Origin of the sequence: Pantoea sp. PSNIH1, assembly GCF_007680655.1 — a bacterium.
Lineage (GTDB): Bacteria > Pseudomonadota > Gammaproteobacteria > Enterobacterales > Enterobacteriaceae > Pantoea > Pantoea eucrina.
The window spans coordinates 45400-64459 of sequence record NZ_VEIP01000009.1; the positions used below are offsets into that span (position 1 = coordinate 45400).

Consider the following 19060-nt stretch of genomic DNA (forward strand, 5'->3'; position numbering starts at 1 on the left):
ACCGGAGAAAGGCGGCATACTATCAGAAATTCACCGCCTGCTCACATCACTTCGTCAGCGCTGGCTCAGCACGCGCTGGTAGAGCGAGGTCAGCGCATCTGCCAGCCGCTCAGGCCCGTAAGGTTCCACCCGGCGGCGGGCGGCGGCGCCCATACGGTTGTCATCTGACAGGGCAGGCACCGCCAGCACGGCCTCTTTTAACGCGCGAATATCCAGCGCGTCGCAGACAAAGCCCTCTTCACCCTGGCGGATAAACTCGGCTCCGCCGCAGCCAGTGCTGGTGATCACCGCCAGTCCGCAGGCCATGGCTTCCAGAACCACATTCGGAAACGGATCGTACAGCGTTGGCAGCAGCAGCGCATCGGCGGCGTGATAGAACGGCTGCACATCCTGCTGAACGCCGGCAAAGCGCAGGCGGTCAAGACAGTTAAGCTGGTTTGCCAGCTGCTGATAGCGCGACAGCTGTTTATCCTGACCGACCACAATCAGATAGCGATCGGTTTGCGCCACCGCTTCAATTGCTGCTTTCAGCCCCTTGCGCTCAAACCCGGAGCCGACGTAGATCATCACGTGCGCGTCCTGCGGCAGCCGCAGCTGATGGCGCGCCGCATGGCGCAGGCTGGATGTCGCGGGCTGAAAGCGTTTGCTGTCAATGGCATTGTGGATCACGTGAATATTGCCGGCATCCAGCGTGAAATGGCGCAGGATATCCCGCTTCACCATCTCAGAGTTGCAGATCACCGCTTTGAGTGACGGGTCGTTAAACATCTCCGCTTCAGCCTGCAGCACATAGCGATGGTACGGGCTGAGCGCTGCGCTCAGACGCTGCCACGGGGAAACAATGCGCGCCCGCTGCTCTAACCAGACCCGATGCACGCCGTCGCCGGCACGAAAAATATCGCACCCGGCGATGCGCTCGTGACTCTGAACAAGGTCAAACTGCTCCCGCTCCCAGCAGGCGCGCGCTGCACGTGCAAAACCGCGTTCGCGGGAGATACGGCCAAACTTTGCCGGGTTGCAGATATGCAGATGCCAGGCGGGATTGGGCGCGCCCTGCCAGCTGCGGGTAATGATATTGAGATCCAGCTGCTCGCTATCCAGCGCTTCCAGCGCGCGTGAAATAAAGCGTTCGGCCCCGCCGTCCGGGCGATATTTCTGCCGGACGATAGCCAGACGTATTTTATTCATGCAAATAGCTCCTTGCGGCGGTCAGCACATCGGCGACCGGAATCGCGGAAAGATAGCGCTGCTCCGTGCGGGTGTCGATCGAGTCGGGCGACGGCAGCGGTGCATAATCACCTGCCCAGATCACCCGGTTATTATTGCCCCACGGGCGCCAGTGCTGCAGCTTTGTCGGTCCGAACAGCGCCAGGCAGGGCGTATCCAGCGCCGCGGCCATATGCATCGGCGCAGAGTCGACACCAATAAAGAGCTGCGCCGCGTCGATTAGCGCGGCCAGCTGCGGCAGCGACAGCTGGCCGGCAAGGGATACCACGCGTGAGGCGGAGCAGAGCGACTGAATATGCGCTATCATCGCCAGCTCTTTTTTATCCGGCGCTGCCGTCAGCACCAGGGTATGCCCTTCATCAGAGAGCGCCGTGATCAGCTGCGCCATCTTTTCATCGTCCCAGCATTTAAATACCCAGCGCGACGTAGGCTGCAGCACAATAAACGGCCCGGCGATCTGCTGCTGCGCCAGCAAAACATCTACTTTCTGCCGATCGGCTTCGCTGAAATGCATCGACGCGACTGCATTTGTTACGTCGATTCCGAGCGGAGCCAGCGCGCTCATATTCTGTTCAACCGTATGCAGCTGATGATGCCGGGTGGTAGGGACGCGCTGATTGTGGCACCAGCGCCAGAGGGCGTTGTCGCGTTTGCGATAGGCAAAGCCGATGCGCACCGCAGCACCTGACAGGCCGGTAATAATGGCGCTGCGCCACTGGTCGGCGAGGTTGATCACCAGATCGTAGCGGCAGGCGCGAACGGCGGAGAGCAGCGCCAGTTCATGGCGCAGTTTCTGCAGGCTGCCCTCTTTTTTCCAGCTGCGATCGATAATATGCAGCTGGCGAATTGCCGGATGCGCTTCCAGCATCGGCCGGGTTTCTTTATAGAGCAGCACATCGATATGTGCATCAGGATAACGCGCGCGCAGCGCATTGATGACAGGCGTTGTCAGCAGCATGTCACCATGATGGCGCAGTTTGATCACTAAAATAGATTGTGGTGTGAACCGGGCTGGAATCGGGCTTGCCATACTTATTGATCTCAGGATTCAGTGAGCCGATTGTAGGGCAAACCCGAAAGGGGTTAAAGCGAGCAGTGGTGCTTATTTCTGGCGCCAGCGATAAATGCGGCTCAGCCACAGCAGCAGCTGATACCACTGTTTCAGGCCGCGCGCATTGCGCAGCATACGTTTATGCGTCCCTGTACTGAACAGATCCGCCAGCATCGCCTGCCGTGCTTCCGCTTCAGGCTCGCGCCGGATAGCGTGACAGACGCTGAGCGCTTCATGCGTGATCTGGTAGTGAAATGCCGGATAAATGCGGATATGACGGCGATAACGCTGGTTCAGCTCTTCCAGCATCCGGGCAATTTTCAGATAGTGACGCTGATACTCTACGTTGCGCTGGCCGGTGCGTTTACGGTTGCTGATGGAAGCGTCATGCATGTAGTAGCGATAGAGCACGCGATCGGTATAGCGCACGCGCGTGGCGTTAAACATAAATTCCGTGGTCCAGGGAATATCCTGATGATGCAGTCCCGGCTCAAACAGCAGATTGCAGCGCGTAATCAGCTCACGGCGATAAATGCCCAGCCAGACTACATGCATGTAACGCCGCGTTCTGAGCGCGGTGTTCAGCCACTCAGGTCCGCTCAGCACAGCGGTGCTGGTGAGACGATCGTGAGGAATAAGCGGTCTGGTACGCTGGCTCGCTTTGAAATACCACTCGGCGTTGCACTGTGCTGCATCGAGTCCATCACGCTCTGCCATCTCCGTCAGCGTCTGATACATCGCCGCATCCATGGTGTCATCGGCGTCGGGAAAGCTGACGTACTTACCACGTGCGATCGCCAGGCCGGCATTTCGCGCCCGTGACACGCCGCCGTTGGCCTGATGGATCACACGGATATGCGGATAGCGTGCAGCGTAAGCGTCTGCCTGCTCGCCGGAGCCGTCAGTTGAGCCATCATCGACGATGATGATCTCAAGGTCGGTCAGCGTCTGCGCTAACAGCGCCTGGAGGCAGGCAGCAAACTCAGTGCCGGCATTAAACATCGGGATGATAAGGCTGAGTAATGGTGTGGAATGTTCTGGCTGGACTGTCATGAGGTCATTTCATTGTTTCGGCGCGCCAGACGCTGCTGCTGTCGGGTGCGAATAAAATCGTGGATATCACTCAGCTTACGCTGATCCAGGTTGAAAAGCTGTTCAACCGGATGCGCGAATTTATATTGCGCATCAAATACAAAAGAAGAGGGCGCGATATGGTCAGGACCAATCAGCAGTACATCGCCCAGCGGCCTCTGCTCTTCTACGCAGCAGGGACCATAAATCAGAATCACCGGTACCTGCTGTGCATCAGCGATGTACACATTGCCGGAATCGGAGGCGATATAAAAATCCATTTCGCCGATAACGGCCGGCAGCGCTTCCAGCGACACTTTCCCCACCAGACTGATCAGGTTGTCGCGATGCCCGGCTGTTTTGAATAGCTCCTGAACGCGCGATTGTTCATTTGGCGCACCAAAAGCAAAAAAGGTGCAGTGAAGATCGCTCAGGTGGTCAAACAAACGCTGCCAGATAGCTGGCGGAATGGTTTTAGCCTGATTACCGGCGGTCACACTGATACCGATACGCGTTCCCGCGCACGCTGTGATCTCTGCGGGCAGGGAAGCAGGCTGCCATAGCGGCAGCGTCGCGTGTTTGGGGTAGCTCTCTTTGGTGAAAGAGCGATCGGCCAGCTTCAGATAGTTTTCCAGCGTCAGCGTATTTTTTTCATGCTGCACTTCGCCGCTTGCGGTGTAATAGAAGAGGTTCTGATATCCCTTGCGGCGATAGCTGGACAGAAACTGCTTATTATCCGCATTGCAGCAGGCGGCAATAAACAGATTCAGGTTGGTCGGGTGCAGCAGATAAACGTTGTCGTAGCGATTGAGCAGATGCCAGACTAACCTGAGCTTTTTCAGCAGGCCAGAACGATACTCTTCGATATACCAGATGTGTTCAAGGGTAGCGTCATTGCTGGCGAGCGGCGCAACGCTTCTGCTCAGCAGCGCATCGCTTTTCCCGAGGTGCGTGAGCAGCGGAGTGATATTAATAAAATCGCCAATTTTGGCGGTCTGAATGACCAGGTTTTTTCCGCTACGCGTCCGGAACAGCTTCATTACCCATTTAATCGGGCAAAAAATGATAAATATAATAATGTAGGTCAAGCAATTATCCCCATATTCTGGCCGCATCCCACCGGGGATTTATTAATTCGAAACATGGCGTGCCGTTGAAAATGATGTTTCTGTTACAGGATCCAGCTGCAGATATTGCTGACAAATAGTAGCCAGACTATAAATGCTCAAATCGAGGTGCTGCAAATCGGGGGGGCTGGCATACACATCGCGCATTTTTTCTGCCAGCGACGCGGCGTTCAGATCGGCCAGACAGCGGGAGAGCGGGCCAGTCAGAATCTCAGCCGGGCCACCGGGGCAGCGTGTACTGACCACCGCCGTGCCGCAGTGTAAAGCCTCAACCAGCACATTGCCAAACCCTTCGCTATCTGAACTCATAACCAGCATCTGAGCATGGCGGATCCACGGATAGGGGTTTTGCTGAAAGCCTTCGAAGCAGACGCGCTCTGAAATTCCCAGGTCCCGTGCCTGCTGGCGTAACGCCTCCAGGAGTTTCGCGCTGCCCTGACCCAGCAACACCAGGGGAGCCATTATGCCGCTGCGTGCATAGGCCTCAAGCAAGCGGTCCTGACGTTTCGCCTCATGAATGCGTCCTACGTGGACAAGGTAATTCTGGCCGGCCAGCGGGCAGGGCCCGGCCGCCAGCTCGTCAAGCCGATCGAAGTCGAAAGGATTGAAAATAACGCGGGTCAGGCGTGGCCTGACGCCGACATTCTTTATCAGATCATCGATAACATATTGCGACACGCTGACCAGCTGACGCCCCTGATAGACATAACGTATTTTTAGCTGCTTTAACCAGCGGGAAAAACCTGTTTTACGTCCCAGATAGGAGGCAGAAAAGACGCCGTGCAGGCAGTACCAGGTTTTAGCTGAATCAAGCGATCGGGCTCGCCTGACAATGCGATCGGTTTTGTGCAAGTGGGAAAAGATTAAACTGAACTTGCCGTTCAGCGCTTCACTCTGGCGTACCGCCTCATCCAGCAAGCGCGCACGGCGTACGGTTTCTGTCATTTTTCGCCACGGGCGGACGCTGTGATCGCACACCACCTGATAATCCACGCCTGCAGGGATAGGGTAATCGCATATTTTTCGCAGAGAGAAAATCGAGACACGATGTCCCAGGGAAATAAAACCCTCAGCCAGCGTTAAGACGACTTTTTCGGCGCCGCCGCCGGGCAAACCATCGATCACCATTAAAATGCGTTTCGACAAATTATCTACCTCTGCCTGCCTGTCAGCCTGGTGGTGAAACTGATCTATTATCTTTCCGATATGAGTACGTTTATCGGCAAATGAACGAATGCTGTAAAAAGTCTGCCATAACTGCGCGCGGTAAGCAGCTAAAGATAAATCCGCCCTGCTTTTTATTCACGCTATTCTGGTTTAATCAGAGCGCTGCTCCCTGACCCGGCCAGCGGCGCTGGAAAAGTTTGCGCCTGCCACAGGCGGTGCGTACCATAGTGACGATAACAGTGAAATATACCGGACAAGTTATGGAAAAGCCTGCCTTTTTGATTACCCTGGATACGGAAGGCGATAACCTGTGGCGCAACCGCAGCGGAAAGGTGACAACGCATAATGTCAGCTTCCTGCCCCGCTTTCAGATGCTGTGCGAAAAGTATGGCTTCAAACCCACCTGGCTGACGAATTACGAGATGGCGAGCGATCCTGCCTATGTAGAGTTCGGACAGGATCTACTGGCCCGCGGACAGGGGGAGATCGGTATGCATCTTCACGCCTGGTATAGCCCGCCGGAATATAAACTGACGCAGGATGACTGGCGTTATCAACCCTATCTGATTGAGTATCCTGAGTCCGTTTTACGCGATAAGGTCGCCTTTATGACGGCGTTGCTGGAGGATGCATTTCAGCAAAAAATGACCAGTCATCGCGCCGGTCGCTGGGCCTTTAACGAAGTTTATGCGCAGGCTTTAATCGATAACGGTTATCTGGTTGACTGCTCCGTGACGCCCCGGGTCAGCTGGCGTAATTCATCCGGCGCCCCGCAGGGGAGCGGAGGAACCGACTATAGTCATTTCCCCGATCGCGCTTACTATATAGACACCAGCGATATCTCAAAGCCGGGTAACAGTTCGCTGCTGGAGTTGCCCATGAGCATTCAGTATCGCTATGGCGCGATGACCAACCAGTTTAAAAAGGCGTGGAATCAGCTGCGTGGCAAGCCGCGTGGTCCCTCAGTTAACTGGCTGCGCCCGACCGGCGGCAACCTGAATGAAATGAAAAAGGTTGCTGCGCAGACGCTCGATCAGGGCAGTGATTACATCGAGTTTATGCTGCACTCCTCTGAATTCATGCCAGACGGCAGCCCCACGTTTAAAACGGAGGCGGACATCGACAGGCTGTACGACGATCTGGAGCAGCTGTTTATCTGGCTTCAGCCGCGTGTACAGGGAATGACGCTGACAGAGTATGCCTTGCATAAAAAAGCTCATGCACGCTGATGCGTTTCAGATTTGCGCTTTCTGAACCGGCTCTTCAGGTATAGATTACTAATGCTATTGAGAAGGTGTGGCTGGCAGAAATAGCTTTCTGCCAGCCATATTTTATTTTTCTTGCTTAGTAAGCACTACTGCTAGCGGTATCCAGAAAAGAATCCACATTTCTGCTGGTCCGCTGATAACAAACATTCCCTGAGTCGAGATAAACACCAGTGAAAATATATAGAGTGCAGCCTCAAGCTCTTTGCCATGACGAAATTTCTTATATGCCTGCAATAGAGCGCTGGCAATAACGACAAACAGGAGCGCTAATCCTGCTAAGCCACCCTTAAGGAAAGCAGCAACATAAACACTATGTGTAGTGGTTACAGGCTGCCTGATGCTATTTATAAAGCGTAGTTCTTTATCAAACCCCCACCCAAAAAATGGATGGGTCAGACCTTCTTTAATACCATGCTCCCAAATACCAAAGCGGATGAAGCTTTGTTTATAAGATGCAATTATTCTCAGCCAAAACTGATGGCCATAATCACTAACAAAAAAGAAAATGCCAATTATAACTATGGCTAACATTATGTATGTAATGCTTTTGATATGATATTTTTTATAATTAGTAAGGGTGATAGCAAGAGCTATTAATAGCGATAAAAGCGGTCCGCGACTTTGTGTCAAAAGCAGTCCGATAAAAAGTAAGGCACAAAGAAAATAAATCCAGTGCCTTCCTGACTCACGGGCTACAATGAGACCGCTCAAAATTCCAATAGCAAAGTATCCGCCTAAATCAATAACGTTAGGAGGTGCTGCAAAAAAAGCATGCCCAAGTCGGCCTGATAATAAATGACTTTTATTAACCATGAACATAGTTAACGCCAAAAGAATAAGGCTTGCGGAAAAAATTACGGAAAAAAAAGCCACTGATCCATATCTGTTAATTATATGATTGCAGATGTACAGGACAAAAAGCAGATAACAAGAGTGTTTTAATGCAGAGAAAAAATTTGAAGGATTATCAGACCACACATTAGACAGACTATAGTAGAAAAGGAAAAAACCTACAAGAATATAGGGGCGCCAGTTGATAGGTTCTGCCATTATTTTCCTTTTTTTAAAGGAAAAAATACATAAAACCATCGAAATGAAGGATATATAGAATAAATTGTTTATTTTTCCGATGTCAGTAAAAATGACAAGCAAGAAAATAAAAGACATAAAAGAGAAAGAAGCGATTCTCTCTGATAAGTTATTTTTTAGGGAAAAGTTCATTTAGTCTTGCCTTTTTAAAAATTGAATCGCTCAATCCGCTTTCCATTGATAGGTTATATACTGTTATGCCCTTTTTCTGCAGACCCTTACTGGCCTTACAAAAAGCAGGTTTTATTAATTTTTCAAAGTTCAGCTGCAGGAAGCTTGGCTGCTTATCATTTTCGTTTTCGTAGAATCTGGGCAGAGAAAAATTATTCATATCTACACCCGCTAAAAATATCCGTGTAGCTCCCAGCCACACCGCTACCTGCAATGCCCAATAGGCTACTGTCCCGGCATCGAATATTCCTTTTCTGATATCCCATGAAAAACCAGTTTGCGGGCTTGCAGGATAGATATCGAACTCTGGATATTTTCCATAAACGGTAGTGTAATCTTCTGGGTTAACCTTTTCCTGATAAATTTTATAGCTAACATCTTCAATGATCGTTAAACCGCAGCGTATATCTCCACTGCTTTTTTTGAGGAGTAAATCATTCAGGCAGTGCAGTGTTATTAACAATGTTAACTGAGTGTCGTTAATTATCTTCTCGATAATATCGAACCTGTTCTTTATGAAATCCCTGTCCACAATAATATAAAAACTAAAGCTTATCGCTTTTCGCAATTCATAAGCCCCATTTACCCCAATAAACGTCGTGTTGCTTAATAATGTAAAATCTGTATCTCTGACCGATGGACCGGTGGCAACGATTGTTACATCCGTTGTTGCAGCTTTTAGTGCAGAGTCCAGTGGTTTTATATTAATTTCTCTTTTTTTCCAAAAGAGCTGACTAATGTGCCCTTCCGGAGCACGTTTGATGGAGAAATGTGGCCACAAATTTTCGTTATGCCTCAGGCCTCTGCTGTGCGTATAGCGATATAATTGTTTAAAAAAAGATCGCATCTACAAAATTTCCTTCAGCTTATCAATAACCTGACTTGCTGCGATATCCTGCATAGAACCATTCTTACCGATCAGCGCATGCTGGTTTCTGCCGTAACCGCCAATCAGACCCGGATCGGTGGGACCGAACAGCGTAATATTGGGTCTGTCCAGCGCGGCGGTCAGATGGCTGAGCCCGGTGTCGACGGAGACCACTGCGCGCGCGCCTGCCAGCTGCTGCGCCACCTGCTCCAGCGTCAGTTTCGGCAGGACTTCCACATGGGAAAAGCCCTCTGCCAGCCGCTGTGCACGCTGCTGTTCATGTATCGCACCCCACGGCAGCCTGATTTGCAGGCCGGTGGGCTGCAGCAGCCTGATCAGCTCACGCCAGTGCGCTTCCGGCCAGTGTTTATTGTCGCGGGTTGTGGCGTGCAGAAACACCAGCCACGAGGGGGCTGCTTCGGTCCGGGGAGTCAGAAAATGTGCCGCGATGGCGTAATCGCCTTGGGTGGCAGGCTTTTCATAGCCCAGACTTTTCGCAAACAGCTCACGCGTGCGCTCAACGGCATGCTGCTGCTTGCTGACCTCATGGCGCCTGTCGTACCACCAGCTCGCAAAAGGCTCACGCGCGCTGCGGCTGTCCAGACCATGCTTCGTGCCGGTTGCCAGACGCGTCACCAGGGCTGCGCTTTTAATCAGGCCCTGTGCGTCAATAACCACATCATACTGTCGCGACTGCAAATTGCGCTTAAACGCGACGCGCTCTTCGCGCTGCTGACTGCCAAACCAGTGTTTGCGCCAGCGACGGATCGCAACCGGCAGGACTTTATCTACGGCAGGATGCCAGCCGGGGATCTGAGCAAAATTCTCTTCTACTACCCAGTCAAAGCGGATACCTGGCAGCGCCTGCATCGCGTCAGTAAGCGCGGGTAGCGTATGGAGAACATCTCCCATCGAAGAGGTTTTAACGATTAAAACGTGCATGTCTGCTCCTGCGCCGGCTGTAGCAGCGCGCTCAGGGTCTGATGCACGCGCGCAGGGGTAATGTCGATCAGGCTCTGATGATAACCCTCAGCGGCATCGCCTTTACGCACTTTGTGATAGCCGCTGATTAGCCGGATAACGCGGGCCTGACGGGAAAGCGGCGGCGTGAAATCCGGGCTGCTCGGGCCATACAGCGCGACCAGCGGCCGGTTGAGCGCTGCCGCAATGTGCATCAGACCGGAATCGTTGCTGACCACGGCGCGACAGTGGGCGAGCAGGATCACGGCCTGCTCCAGCTGCGTCTCACCCGCCAGATTTTTGCCGTGCGCACGCAACGGCTCAGGCAGCGCCTGCAGAATCGACTCGCCGGTGTCGCGATCTTTGGCTGAGCCAAACAGCACGACCTGGTAGCCTTCTGCGATCAGCTGTTCCGCCAGGGCAGCATAGTGATAATGCGGCCAGCGTTTCGCCGGTCCAAACTCTGCTCCCGGACAAAAGCCGATAACCGGACGATCGGCGGAGAGGCCAAACTGCGCGGCCGTCATGCGCTTTTCGTCGTCCTCTACGCGCAGCTGCGGCCATAGCAGCGGCTGTGGCAGCTGCTGAGCGGAGGTTACCGGCGTGTCATACGCCAGGGCAACATAGCGCTCTACCATTAGCGGAAACGCCGCTTTGTCCAGTACCCGCACATCATTGAGCACGCCGTAACGCATTTCACCGCGCCAGCCGGTGCGGCGCGGTATGCCGGCGAAAAAGGGGACCAGCGCCGATTTAAACGAGTTCGGCAATACGTAAGCGCGATCGTAACCGCTGGCCTGCAGGGTTTTGCCGAGACGACGGCGTTCGCCCAGCGCCAGCGCGCCGTGCCCCAGCGGCATCGCCAGCGCCTGATTCACTTCCGGCATGCGTGACAGCAGCGGGCGGCACCACGCGGGTGCCATCACATCAATGACCGCATCAGGATGCGCCACCTTGAGAGTGCGATAGAGACTTTGCGACATCATCATATCGCCGACCCAGGAAGGGCCAATAACCAGAATTTTCATCGCTGATGCGGGTGTCCTTATGCGTTGCGATTCAGCCAGGCCATGTACTCGCCCACGCCCTGTGCGACAGTCTTAAATGGCTTGTCATAGCCCGCTTCACGCAGTTTTGTCAGATCGGCCTGGGTAAATGCCTGATAGCGTCCTTTGAGTTTATCCGGGAAAGGAATGTACTCAATCTGGCCCTGCTGATGGAATTTAAGCACGGCATCAGCCACTTCCTGGAACGATTCCGCGCGTCCGGTGCCGCAGTTATAGATACCGGATACGCCGTTCTCCCAGCACCACAGGTTTACAGCCACAACATCATCTACATGGATAAAATCACGGCGGAAGCTGTCGCTGCCTTCAAACAGCTTAGGGTTCTCGCCGTTGCTGATTTGCGTATTCAGATGAAACGCCACGCTGGCCATACTGCCTTTGTGCCCTTCGCGCGGACCATACACATTGAAATAGCGGAAACCGCACACCGGCGAATCCGCTTCAGGCAGAATCTGACGCACGTAGTGATCGAACAGCATTTTTGAATAGCCGTAGACGTTCAGCGGCTCTTCATACTGACGTTCTTCGATAAAGTTCTCATTGCGGCCACCATAGGTCGCGGCAGAGGAGGCGTAGAGAAACGGGATCTCGCGCTCAAGGCAGAAATGCAGCAGATCTTTAGAGTACTGATAGTTGTTATCCATCATGTACTTGCCATCCCACTCGGTGGTGGCGGAACAGGCACCTTGATGGAATACCGCTTCAATCGGCCCCAGATCTTCGCCTGACATGATGTAAGAGAGAAACTCCTCTTTATCCATATAATCAGCGATATCCAGATCCGCCAGATTGACGAATTTGGTGCCATCTTTCAGGTTATCCACGACCAGAATGTCGCTATGACCGCGATCGTTAAGCGCTTTAACGATGTTGCTGCCAATCATGCCAGCGCCGCCGGTAACGATAATCATATGCTTAGCCTTTAATCAGTTAGGGTGAAACAGAAGGTTTCACGCACGAATACTCATCATCATAACATTTCAGCCCTTTCCGGACAGCCAGATGCGTGAGGCGTATCGCACAAACGCTGACTACGGCGTGAACTATGCTGCAAAACGAACATTTAACTGGCTGAAATATCGTCTGCCTGCTATTTGCTCAGTAAGATGCTCCGGTAATTTGCGATCTAAGGAGCAGAATCATGTCCAATCAGTTTTATTCGCAAATCCGTCAGCAGCTTGAGACAACGCGTCAGGACGGATTGTTCAAACAGGAACGTCGTATTACGTCAGCCCAGCAGGCGGAGATCAGCGTTGATCACGGCACGCCGGTCATTAACTTTTGTGCCAATAACTATCTCGGTCTGGCGAATCATCCGGCGCTGATTCAGGCAGCGAAAGAGGGTATGGATTCCCACGGCTTTGGTATGGCGTCGGTGCGCTTTATCTGCGGTACGCAGGATACGCATCAGCAGCTGGAGCGTAAGCTGGCTGACTTTCTTGGTATGGAAGCGTCTATTCTTTTCTCCTCCTGTTTTGACGCTAACGGCGGCCTGTTTGAGGCGCTGCTGGGTCCGGAGGATGCCATTATTTCCGATGCGCTGAATCACGCCTCCATCATTGATGGCATACGCCTGTGTAAGGCGCAGCGCTATCGCTACGCCAATAACGATATGCAGGCGCTGCGTACCTGTCTGCAGGAGGCGCGTGATAAAGGTGCCCGGCATATCGCGATCGCTACCGATGGCGTGTTCTCTATGGATGGTGTGATTGCCAATCTGCAGGGGATTTGCGACCTGGCGGAGGAGTTTGATGCGCTGGTCATTGTCGATGACTCTCATGCGGTGGGCGTTATCGGCGCAGCAGGGCGCGGCACGCATGAATACTGCGACGTGATGGATCGCGTTGATATCCTCACGGGAACGTTAGGTAAAGCGCTGGGCGGTGCCTCCGGCGGCTATGTAGCCGCGAAAAAAGAGGTCGTGGAGTGGCTGCGTCAGCGTGCTCGTCCCTATCTGTTTTCTAACTCGCTGGCTCCGGCAATTGTCGCGGCCTCGCTGCGGGTGCTGGATCTGCTGAGTGAGGGTGACGGTCTGCGCCAGCGGCTATGGGATAACGCGCGCTTTTTCCGGGAGAAGATGACCGCGGCAGGCTTCACGCTGGCCGGCGCCGATCACGCCATTATTCCGGTGATGCTGGGTGAGGCTAACGTGGCGCAGCAATTTGCCACGCTGCTGCAGCAGGAAGGCATTTACGTCACCGGCTTTTTCTATCCGGTGGTGCCGCAGGGTCAGGCGCGCATCCGCACGCAGATGTCTGCCGCTCACACGCAGGCGCAGCTGGAACAGGCTATCGCCGCTTTTATCCGCGTCGGCCAGCGGCTGGGCGTGATTGCTGCAGGAGCAGAAAAATGAAAGCACTTGCCAAACTGAAAGCTGAAGAGGGGATCTGGATGGTGCAGGATGCACCGGTGCCGGAACCGGGTCATAACGATCTGCTGATTAAGATCCGTAAAACCGCTATTTGCGGTACGGATATCCACATCTACAACTGGGATGAGTGGTCGCGTAAAACCATTCCGGTCCCGATGATCACCGGACATGAGTATGTCGGTGAAGTGGTTAGCATGGGACAGGAGGTGAAAGGCTTCGCCATTGGCGATCGCGTTTCCGGAGAGGGGCATATTACCTGCGGCCACTGCCGTAACTGCCGGGCAGGGCGAACGCACCTGTGCCGCAATACGGTGGGCGTGGGGGTCAATCGCCAGGGCTGCTTCGCGGAGTATCTGGTTATCCCGGCATACAACGCGTTTAAAATTCCCGATAACATTTCTGACGAACTGGCAGCCATCTTCGATCCGTTTGGCAACGCCGTACATACCGCGCTGTCATTTGATCTGCCCGGTGAAGATGTCCTGATCTGCGGCGCCGGGCCAATTGGTATTATGGCTGCCGCCGTCTGCAGGCACGTAGGTGCCCGTCACGTTGTGATCACTGACGTGAATGAATACCGTCTGAGTCTGGCTCGCGAGATGGGCGTGACCCGTGCGGTTAACGTGGCGCAGGAAAATCTGCGCGACGTGATGCAGGATCTCGGTATGACCGAAGGATTTGATGTCGGACTGGAGATGTCAGGCGCACCGGCAGCTTTCCGCACGATGCTGGAAACCATGAACCACGGCGGACGCATTGCGCTGCTGGGCATTCCACCCGGCGATATGTCGATCGACTGGAATCTGGTCATCTTCAAAGGCCTGTTTATCAAAGGTATCTATGGCCGTGAGATGTTTGAAACCTGGTACAAGATGGCGGCGTTAATCCAGTCCGGACTGGATCTTACGCCGGTGATCACCCACCGCTATCACATCGACGCGTTTCAGCAGGGGTTCGATGACATGCGCTCCGGACGGTCAGGGAAAGTGGTGCTGAGCTGGGATTAAACGGACTCCGGCCCGCAGGCCGGAGTAGTATCAGCCGCGTTTTTTCTCTTCATCCGTCAGGTAGCGTACTTTGCGCGTATAGTCCTGACCTTTAAACTGCAGCGGCTGCGCCGGGTCCTGCAGATACTTCTGCCATTCGCTTAACGGAAAACCGCCGTGTGCGCCAATGACCTCAGGCGGAATTACCGCTGCCGTTCCGCCGATGCGCTTGGAAACCGGCCAGTTTGCCCACTCGCCCAGGTTAACCGTAACCAGATCGAGCATATCCAGCAGCGCAGAGAGCGGCAGCTGATCGGTGGGGGGCTGATTATCATTCATCAGCTCCCAGGTATCCTGAAACAGCGTCAGCCACAGCGGGCAGATACGCTTCCAGGTCTGACGCGTGGCGGCCAGATAAGCGCCGTTGACATGGTCAACCAGATAGGGCCGGATGGCGGGTTTATAGTAAGCCGGGATCTGCTCCTCAGCCGCGTTTTCAAGTTTGGCAATCATTCTGCCTTCTCTGAAGCTGGAGTAAAGATGGCCTTCACGCAGGCTGAGGGCAGGATCTTTAAGCAGGTTGAGGTCAGAGTCGATCATCAGAACCGCGTCACCGCTGGCCTGCAAAGGCGCCTGCAGTTTGATCAGCCGGCTGCGGTAAATCTGTTTATAACGGTAGCTCTCTTCACGGTGCGGAATGGTCAGCGTGGCAACGCGGGTCTTTGCCGGCAGCTCACCAAATTGTGTCGCGGGCTGGTCGCTGACGATAACAATCTCCGTGACGCTGGTGGCAAAACGGCTGGCAAAGCAGGCGCTGAGCAGCGCTTCTTCAATATAGTCCTCACCCGCACACGGGATCACCACGGAGGTGACAGGAGTCTTGCCCTGCACGCGACTCTGGCTGTAGGGAATATTGTGCCGCGCGCGAATATGGCGGAAACGTTTATTAAAAAAATTAAGCATGACTCTTTTCCTGAATAACATTAGCCAGAACCGTTTCTACGCCCTGAATATAGTTTTCAATAGCGTAATGTTCGCGTACCTTTCCGGCAGCCGTGTCGGTTAATTTCTGACGTAATTCTCTGTTCTCCCACAGAGCGATCAGCTGCTGTGTCAGCTCTGCAATATCACCATATTCAAACAGCAGACCGGTCTGGTTGTGTTCAATCAGCTCAGCTGTCCCGGTTACCCGCGATCCGATAACGGCAGTATTGACCAGCATCGCTTCAAGCACCACGCGGGGTAAGCCTTCACTTTGCGAGGCCAGTATGAACGTGTCGAACGCGGCCAGAAAATCCAGCGCATTATTTTTAAAACCGGTGAAAACGATGCGGTCAGCAATCTGCTCTTTTTCTGCCAGCTGTGCAAGGTTAGCCTGTTCCGGACCGGTACCGACAATCAGCATTTTCCAGTCAGCGTGAGGGTAAAGGCGGTGAAACCGGCCCAGTGCGCTCAGCGTATGGTGATTGGCTTTACGCGCTATCAGTGACCCAATAGAGCCAAACACAAAGGTTTCCGGGGCAATCTGCAGCGCCTGACGAACCGCGGTACGATCGGGTAACGGCTGGTGGATATCGATGGCATTGCTGACGGTATGACAGAGATGCTGATGGACACCATGACGCTGCAGCGTATGACTGACACCGTGCGAAACGCAGATAATCGCCTCACAGTCCCGGTTCAGCATCGCGACCAGCTGGCGATTCAGTACCGGGTCAATACGGCAGTGCTGAACCACCGGAATATTAAGCGGGCGGGCTGCCAGATAGCCTTCAGTGTTGGTACTGGGCTGATTATTCATATAAAGCAGGTCAAACTGCCCGGCTTGCAGAAGCGCGCCAATCTTGTGCGCGTTCGGGATAATACGCCATCGGCGATCCACAAAATGAATCGCTTTTTTTCTGCTCTCTTTGCTGAAAAAAAGCAGCGTGCGGACTATTTCTTTGCTGATTTTTGCCCAGAGAGGTTGTCTGCGCTGCGGAATAAACGTCACCGGAATCGTTAACGATCCAAGAATTTGCTCAATGGTTTCGTTATTGCCGCGCGAATAATTATGATAAAAGCAGCAGGTAATATCGAACTGGTTACGATCGATCCGCTTCAGTAATTCCAGCATGCTATTCGTGCCGCCGCCCCACTCGCGACCATTATCAAGCAGTAGAATTTTTCGTTTATGCGGCGTCATTCCTGCTGATGTCCTTGTTCTGTGCCGTGAGTTTTCCGGCAAGAGTATAAACTTTCTGGCTGCAATGTGAATGTCAGCGGTGCGGTGGCCCACACCGCTGCTTTAAAACAGCGCTTTCAGTTTGAGCATGAAAGGGTTCTGCATCAGGCCTTCGCCGATAATTTCCACTGCCCGCTGCTGCGGCACTGGCGCGGCACTGACTTTACAGATGGCAGGCGCGCGGAAGCGCACGCTGGCGGGTTTAGCCGGAGAGGCTGCAGCAGGTTTTGCGCTGTGACGCAGCGGCTCATTCAGCAGCTGTCCTGGCGTAACCAGCGTAATATCAGCCGGAAGGGAAGGCAGCATCTGCTGCAGCACGCGCACTGTTGTCGGGTGCGGATGGCCGATAGCGATAGCAAACCCGTCCCGCTGTGCCAGCTTAACCGCCCGGGTAAACTGCTGTCGTACCATCGCTTCATTTTGATTATCATCAAGAAACACGCGGCGTTTCACGACTTTGACCTGCGTGCCCTGCGCCGCTGTAACGGCCTGACTATTGCCGATGGTCATGCTGTCGAGAAAATAGTAGTTGTAGTGATTCAGCACCTGCATCACTTTCTGCATGCCGGGCAGGCTGGAGGTCATTTTACTGCCCATATGATTGTTCAGGCCAACCGCGTAGGGAACTTTACCGCTGGCTTCACGGATAATGCGGGCGATTTCATCGCTGCTCATCTCCGGCGTCAGGGTATCTTTTTCCAGCGGCTGTTTGCTGAGCGGCGCCATCGGCAGGTGAATCAATACTTCATGACCGCGCTGATGGGCTTTGGTTGCCATCTCACGCGCATGCGGGGCGTTGGGCAGTACGGCAACAGAGATGGCTGCCGGCATCGCCAGCACTTTGTTCTCTTCGGTGGGACGGTAGCCAAAATCATCAATGACAATCGCTAATTTTGCCGCCTGCACGCTGAAACTCAGAAGCGAGCCGCATAGCAGAGCGGGTAACGTTCGGGATAAAAACAGCACTTATCTTCCTAACCACGGTAGTGGGTTAACAGCTTTGCCCTGACGGCGGATCTCAAAATAGAGCGACGGCGTACCGCGGCCGCCACTGGTGCCTACCAGCGCCACCGGCTGACCAGCTTTGACCTGTGCACCGACGCTTACCAGTGCGCTCTGGTTATAGCCGTACAGGCTCATATCGCCTTTACCGTGCTCCAGTACCACAACCAGCCCGTAGCCCTGCAGCCAGTCGGCCATCAGTACCCGTCCATCCGCAATCGCTTTCACTTCGGTGCCTTCCGGTGCGTCGATTACCAGTCCTTTCCAGCGTAGCTCACCCTGCATCGCCTCACCGAAGCGGTGTTCAATTCTGCCGCGTACCGGCCAGAAAGCCTGGCCGCCTGCGCGCCCCAGTCCGCCGGTACGCGCCATCAGCTCACGCTCGCTCTGCGTGGGGGCATAGCTGGAGCCTTTCGCTTTGGCCTGCGCCTGACGCTGGCGCACCTTCTCGGCTTCACGCGCCTCGCGCTCGGCCCGCTGACGCGCTTCGCGCTCTGCTTTGGCAATTTTATCCTGCAGACGGCTTTCGTTCTGACGCATTTCAACCAGGTCTGCCTGATCTTTTTCCAGCGCGTTCTCCAGCGCGGAGAGGGTCTTTTTGCGGGCGGCGCTGGCGTTTTCCAGTTTGCTTTGCTGCGCCTGCTGCTGAACGAGCAGATTTTTTTGCTGCTGCTGTTTGCTCTGCATGGTCAGACGCTGCTCAGCCAGCTGCTGCCGGGTCTGCCGCAGCTCATCGATATTTTTTTGCCGCGCGGCGTTGAGGTAACCAAAATAGGCCAGGATGCGTTCACTGCGCTGCGCTTCTGCGCCGCCCAGCAGCAGCTGTACACCATTATGCTGCCCCTGGCGAAAAGCGGCGTCGAGCTGCTGCGCCAGCAGGCTTTCCTGCTGCGTCTGCTGCTTTTCAAGGCGAGAGATAGAGGCGGTAAGCTGAGCAACCTCTTTGTCGAGCGTGCTTAAGCTATTGCGCGTTTCGCGTAGCTGACGGCTCGCCTGGGCAATAATCTTCTCCTGACTCCGGAGCTGATCGAGCAGTTTACTGCGCTCAACTTTCTGAGCTTTAACGCTCTTCTCTTTTTCCGCGATACTTTGCTGAATGGTTTTTAGCTGCGCTTTATTGTCGTCAGCGCTGTAACCCGTAACAGGCAGCAAAAAAATACCCGCACACAGCAGGCTGAGGGAGAGGGGGGACCAGCGGAATACCAGCTGAGAAGCCGGGCCGTTGTAATGAGTCCTTGTAGGTGTAATGCGCGCTTTTCCCTTCATAGTTGATAATTATTCCACGATGAACAGCCGCTTACCAGTTATCCCGGCCAGCTTTTAGATTACGAAACGTGTCGCTTTAAAGCTTAGCGCGATAAACATTGTCTGAATTTTGCGATTAAAACATTTTTTTTGGAAAATGACGCAC

Annotated in this window: 17 protein-coding genes; 3 read left to right on the forward strand and 14 right to left on the reverse strand. The window is 53.9% G+C overall.

Annotated elements, in window-relative coordinates:
- Positions 1–54: 54 nt before the first annotated feature.
- The 5 genes from FS690_RS16615 to FS690_RS16635 form a co-directional block, all read right to left on the reverse strand.
- The gene (locus tag FS690_RS16615) at positions 55–1188 is read right to left on the reverse strand and encodes a glycosyltransferase family 4 protein (protein WP_108570147.1); all 1134 of its coding nucleotides are present in this window, start codon (positions 1186–1188) and stop codon (positions 55–57) included.
- Complete coding sequence (gene rfaQ / locus FS690_RS16620) at positions 1181–2257, reverse strand: putative lipopolysaccharide heptosyltransferase III (RefSeq protein ID WP_039381252.1); 1077 nt, start codon at positions 2255–2257, stop codon at positions 1181–1183. Before rfaQ ends, FS690_RS16615 begins: the two co-directional genes overlap by 8 nt.
- A 72-nt stretch (positions 2258–2329) precedes the next feature.
- The gene (locus FS690_RS16625) at positions 2330–3331 is read right to left on the reverse strand and encodes a glycosyltransferase (protein WP_145339922.1); all 1002 of its coding nucleotides are present in this window, start codon (positions 3329–3331) and stop codon (positions 2330–2332) included.
- Complete coding sequence (locus FS690_RS16630; protein ID WP_145339923.1) at positions 3328–4437, reverse strand: glycosyltransferase family 9 protein; 1110 nt, start codon at positions 4435–4437, stop codon at positions 3328–3330. Before FS690_RS16630 ends, FS690_RS16625 begins: the two co-directional genes overlap by 4 nt.
- Positions 4438–4479: 42 nt before the next feature.
- Positions 4480–5604, reverse strand: a complete 1125-nt coding sequence (locus FS690_RS16635; RefSeq protein ID WP_145339939.1) for a glycosyltransferase — start codon at positions 5602–5604, stop codon at positions 4480–4482.
- 299 nt (positions 5605–5903) lie between these two features.
- On the opposite strand from FS690_RS16635, the gene FS690_RS16640 reads away from it, so the two are divergent.
- A complete protein-coding gene (locus tag FS690_RS16640) occupies positions 5904–6872 on the forward strand; it encodes a deacetylase (protein WP_145339924.1) in 969 nt (322 codons plus the stop codon).
- Positions 6873–6974: 102 nt separating this feature from the next.
- On the opposite strand, the gene FS690_RS16645 is transcribed toward FS690_RS16640, so the two are convergent.
- The 5 genes from FS690_RS16645 to rfaD all read right to left on the reverse strand — a co-directional run bounded on the left by FS690_RS16645 (position 6975) and on the right by rfaD (position 11977).
- On the reverse strand, positions 6975–7961 hold the full coding sequence (locus FS690_RS16645) for an O-antigen ligase (RefSeq protein WP_186368997.1): 987 nt from the start codon (positions 7959–7961) through the stop codon (positions 6975–6977).
- 148 nt (positions 7962–8109) lie between these two features.
- On the reverse strand, positions 8110–9018 hold the full coding sequence (locus tag FS690_RS16650) for a sugar glycosyltransferase (protein ID WP_145339926.1): 909 nt from the start codon (positions 9016–9018) through the stop codon (positions 8110–8112).
- Entirely contained in the window at positions 9019–9981 is a 963-nt protein-coding gene (rfaC, locus tag FS690_RS16655; RefSeq protein ID WP_145339927.1) for a lipopolysaccharide heptosyltransferase RfaC, read from the reverse strand.
- Positions 9969–11027, reverse strand: coding sequence for an ADP-heptose--LPS heptosyltransferase RfaF (gene rfaF / locus FS690_RS16660; protein ID WP_145339928.1), 1059 nt, complete (start codon positions 11025–11027; stop codon positions 9969–9971). Before rfaF ends, rfaC begins: the two co-directional genes overlap by 13 nt.
- A gap of 17 nt (positions 11028–11044) precedes the next feature.
- Positions 11045–11977, reverse strand: a complete 933-nt coding sequence (gene rfaD / locus FS690_RS16665; protein ID WP_039381236.1) for an ADP-glyceromanno-heptose 6-epimerase — start codon at positions 11975–11977, stop codon at positions 11045–11047.
- A 230-nt stretch (positions 11978–12207) separates the two neighbouring features.
- Between rfaD and FS690_RS16670 the strand changes: the two genes are divergently transcribed.
- A complete protein-coding gene (locus tag FS690_RS16670) occupies positions 12208–13419 on the forward strand; it encodes a glycine C-acetyltransferase (protein WP_039381234.1) in 1212 nt (403 codons plus the stop codon).
- Entirely contained in the window at positions 13416–14444 is a 1029-nt protein-coding gene (gene tdh / locus FS690_RS16675) for an L-threonine 3-dehydrogenase (protein ID WP_071668639.1), read from the forward strand. Before FS690_RS16670 ends, tdh begins: the two co-directional genes overlap by 4 nt.
- 30 nt (positions 14445–14474) lie before the next feature.
- Here the strand turns inward: tdh and FS690_RS16680 are convergent, their stop codons facing one another.
- From FS690_RS16680 to envC, 4 genes are all read right to left on the reverse strand, one after another.
- Positions 14475–15386, reverse strand: coding sequence for a hypothetical protein (locus FS690_RS16680; RefSeq protein WP_094111633.1), 912 nt, complete (start codon positions 15384–15386; stop codon positions 14475–14477).
- Complete coding sequence (locus FS690_RS16685) at positions 15379–16608, reverse strand: glycosyltransferase (RefSeq protein ID WP_108570142.1); 1230 nt, start codon at positions 16606–16608, stop codon at positions 15379–15381. The genes FS690_RS16680 and FS690_RS16685 overlap by 8 nt, the downstream gene beginning before the upstream one ends.
- Before the next feature lie 102 nt (positions 16609–16710).
- Positions 16711–17610, reverse strand: coding sequence for a divergent polysaccharide deacetylase family protein (locus FS690_RS16690; RefSeq protein WP_255471508.1), 900 nt, complete (start codon positions 17608–17610; stop codon positions 16711–16713).
- 3 nt (positions 17611–17613) lie between these two features.
- Complete coding sequence (gene envC / locus FS690_RS16695) at positions 17614–18915, reverse strand: murein hydrolase activator EnvC (protein WP_039381228.1); 1302 nt, start codon at positions 18913–18915, stop codon at positions 17614–17616.
- Positions 18916–19060: the final 145 nt, after the last annotated feature.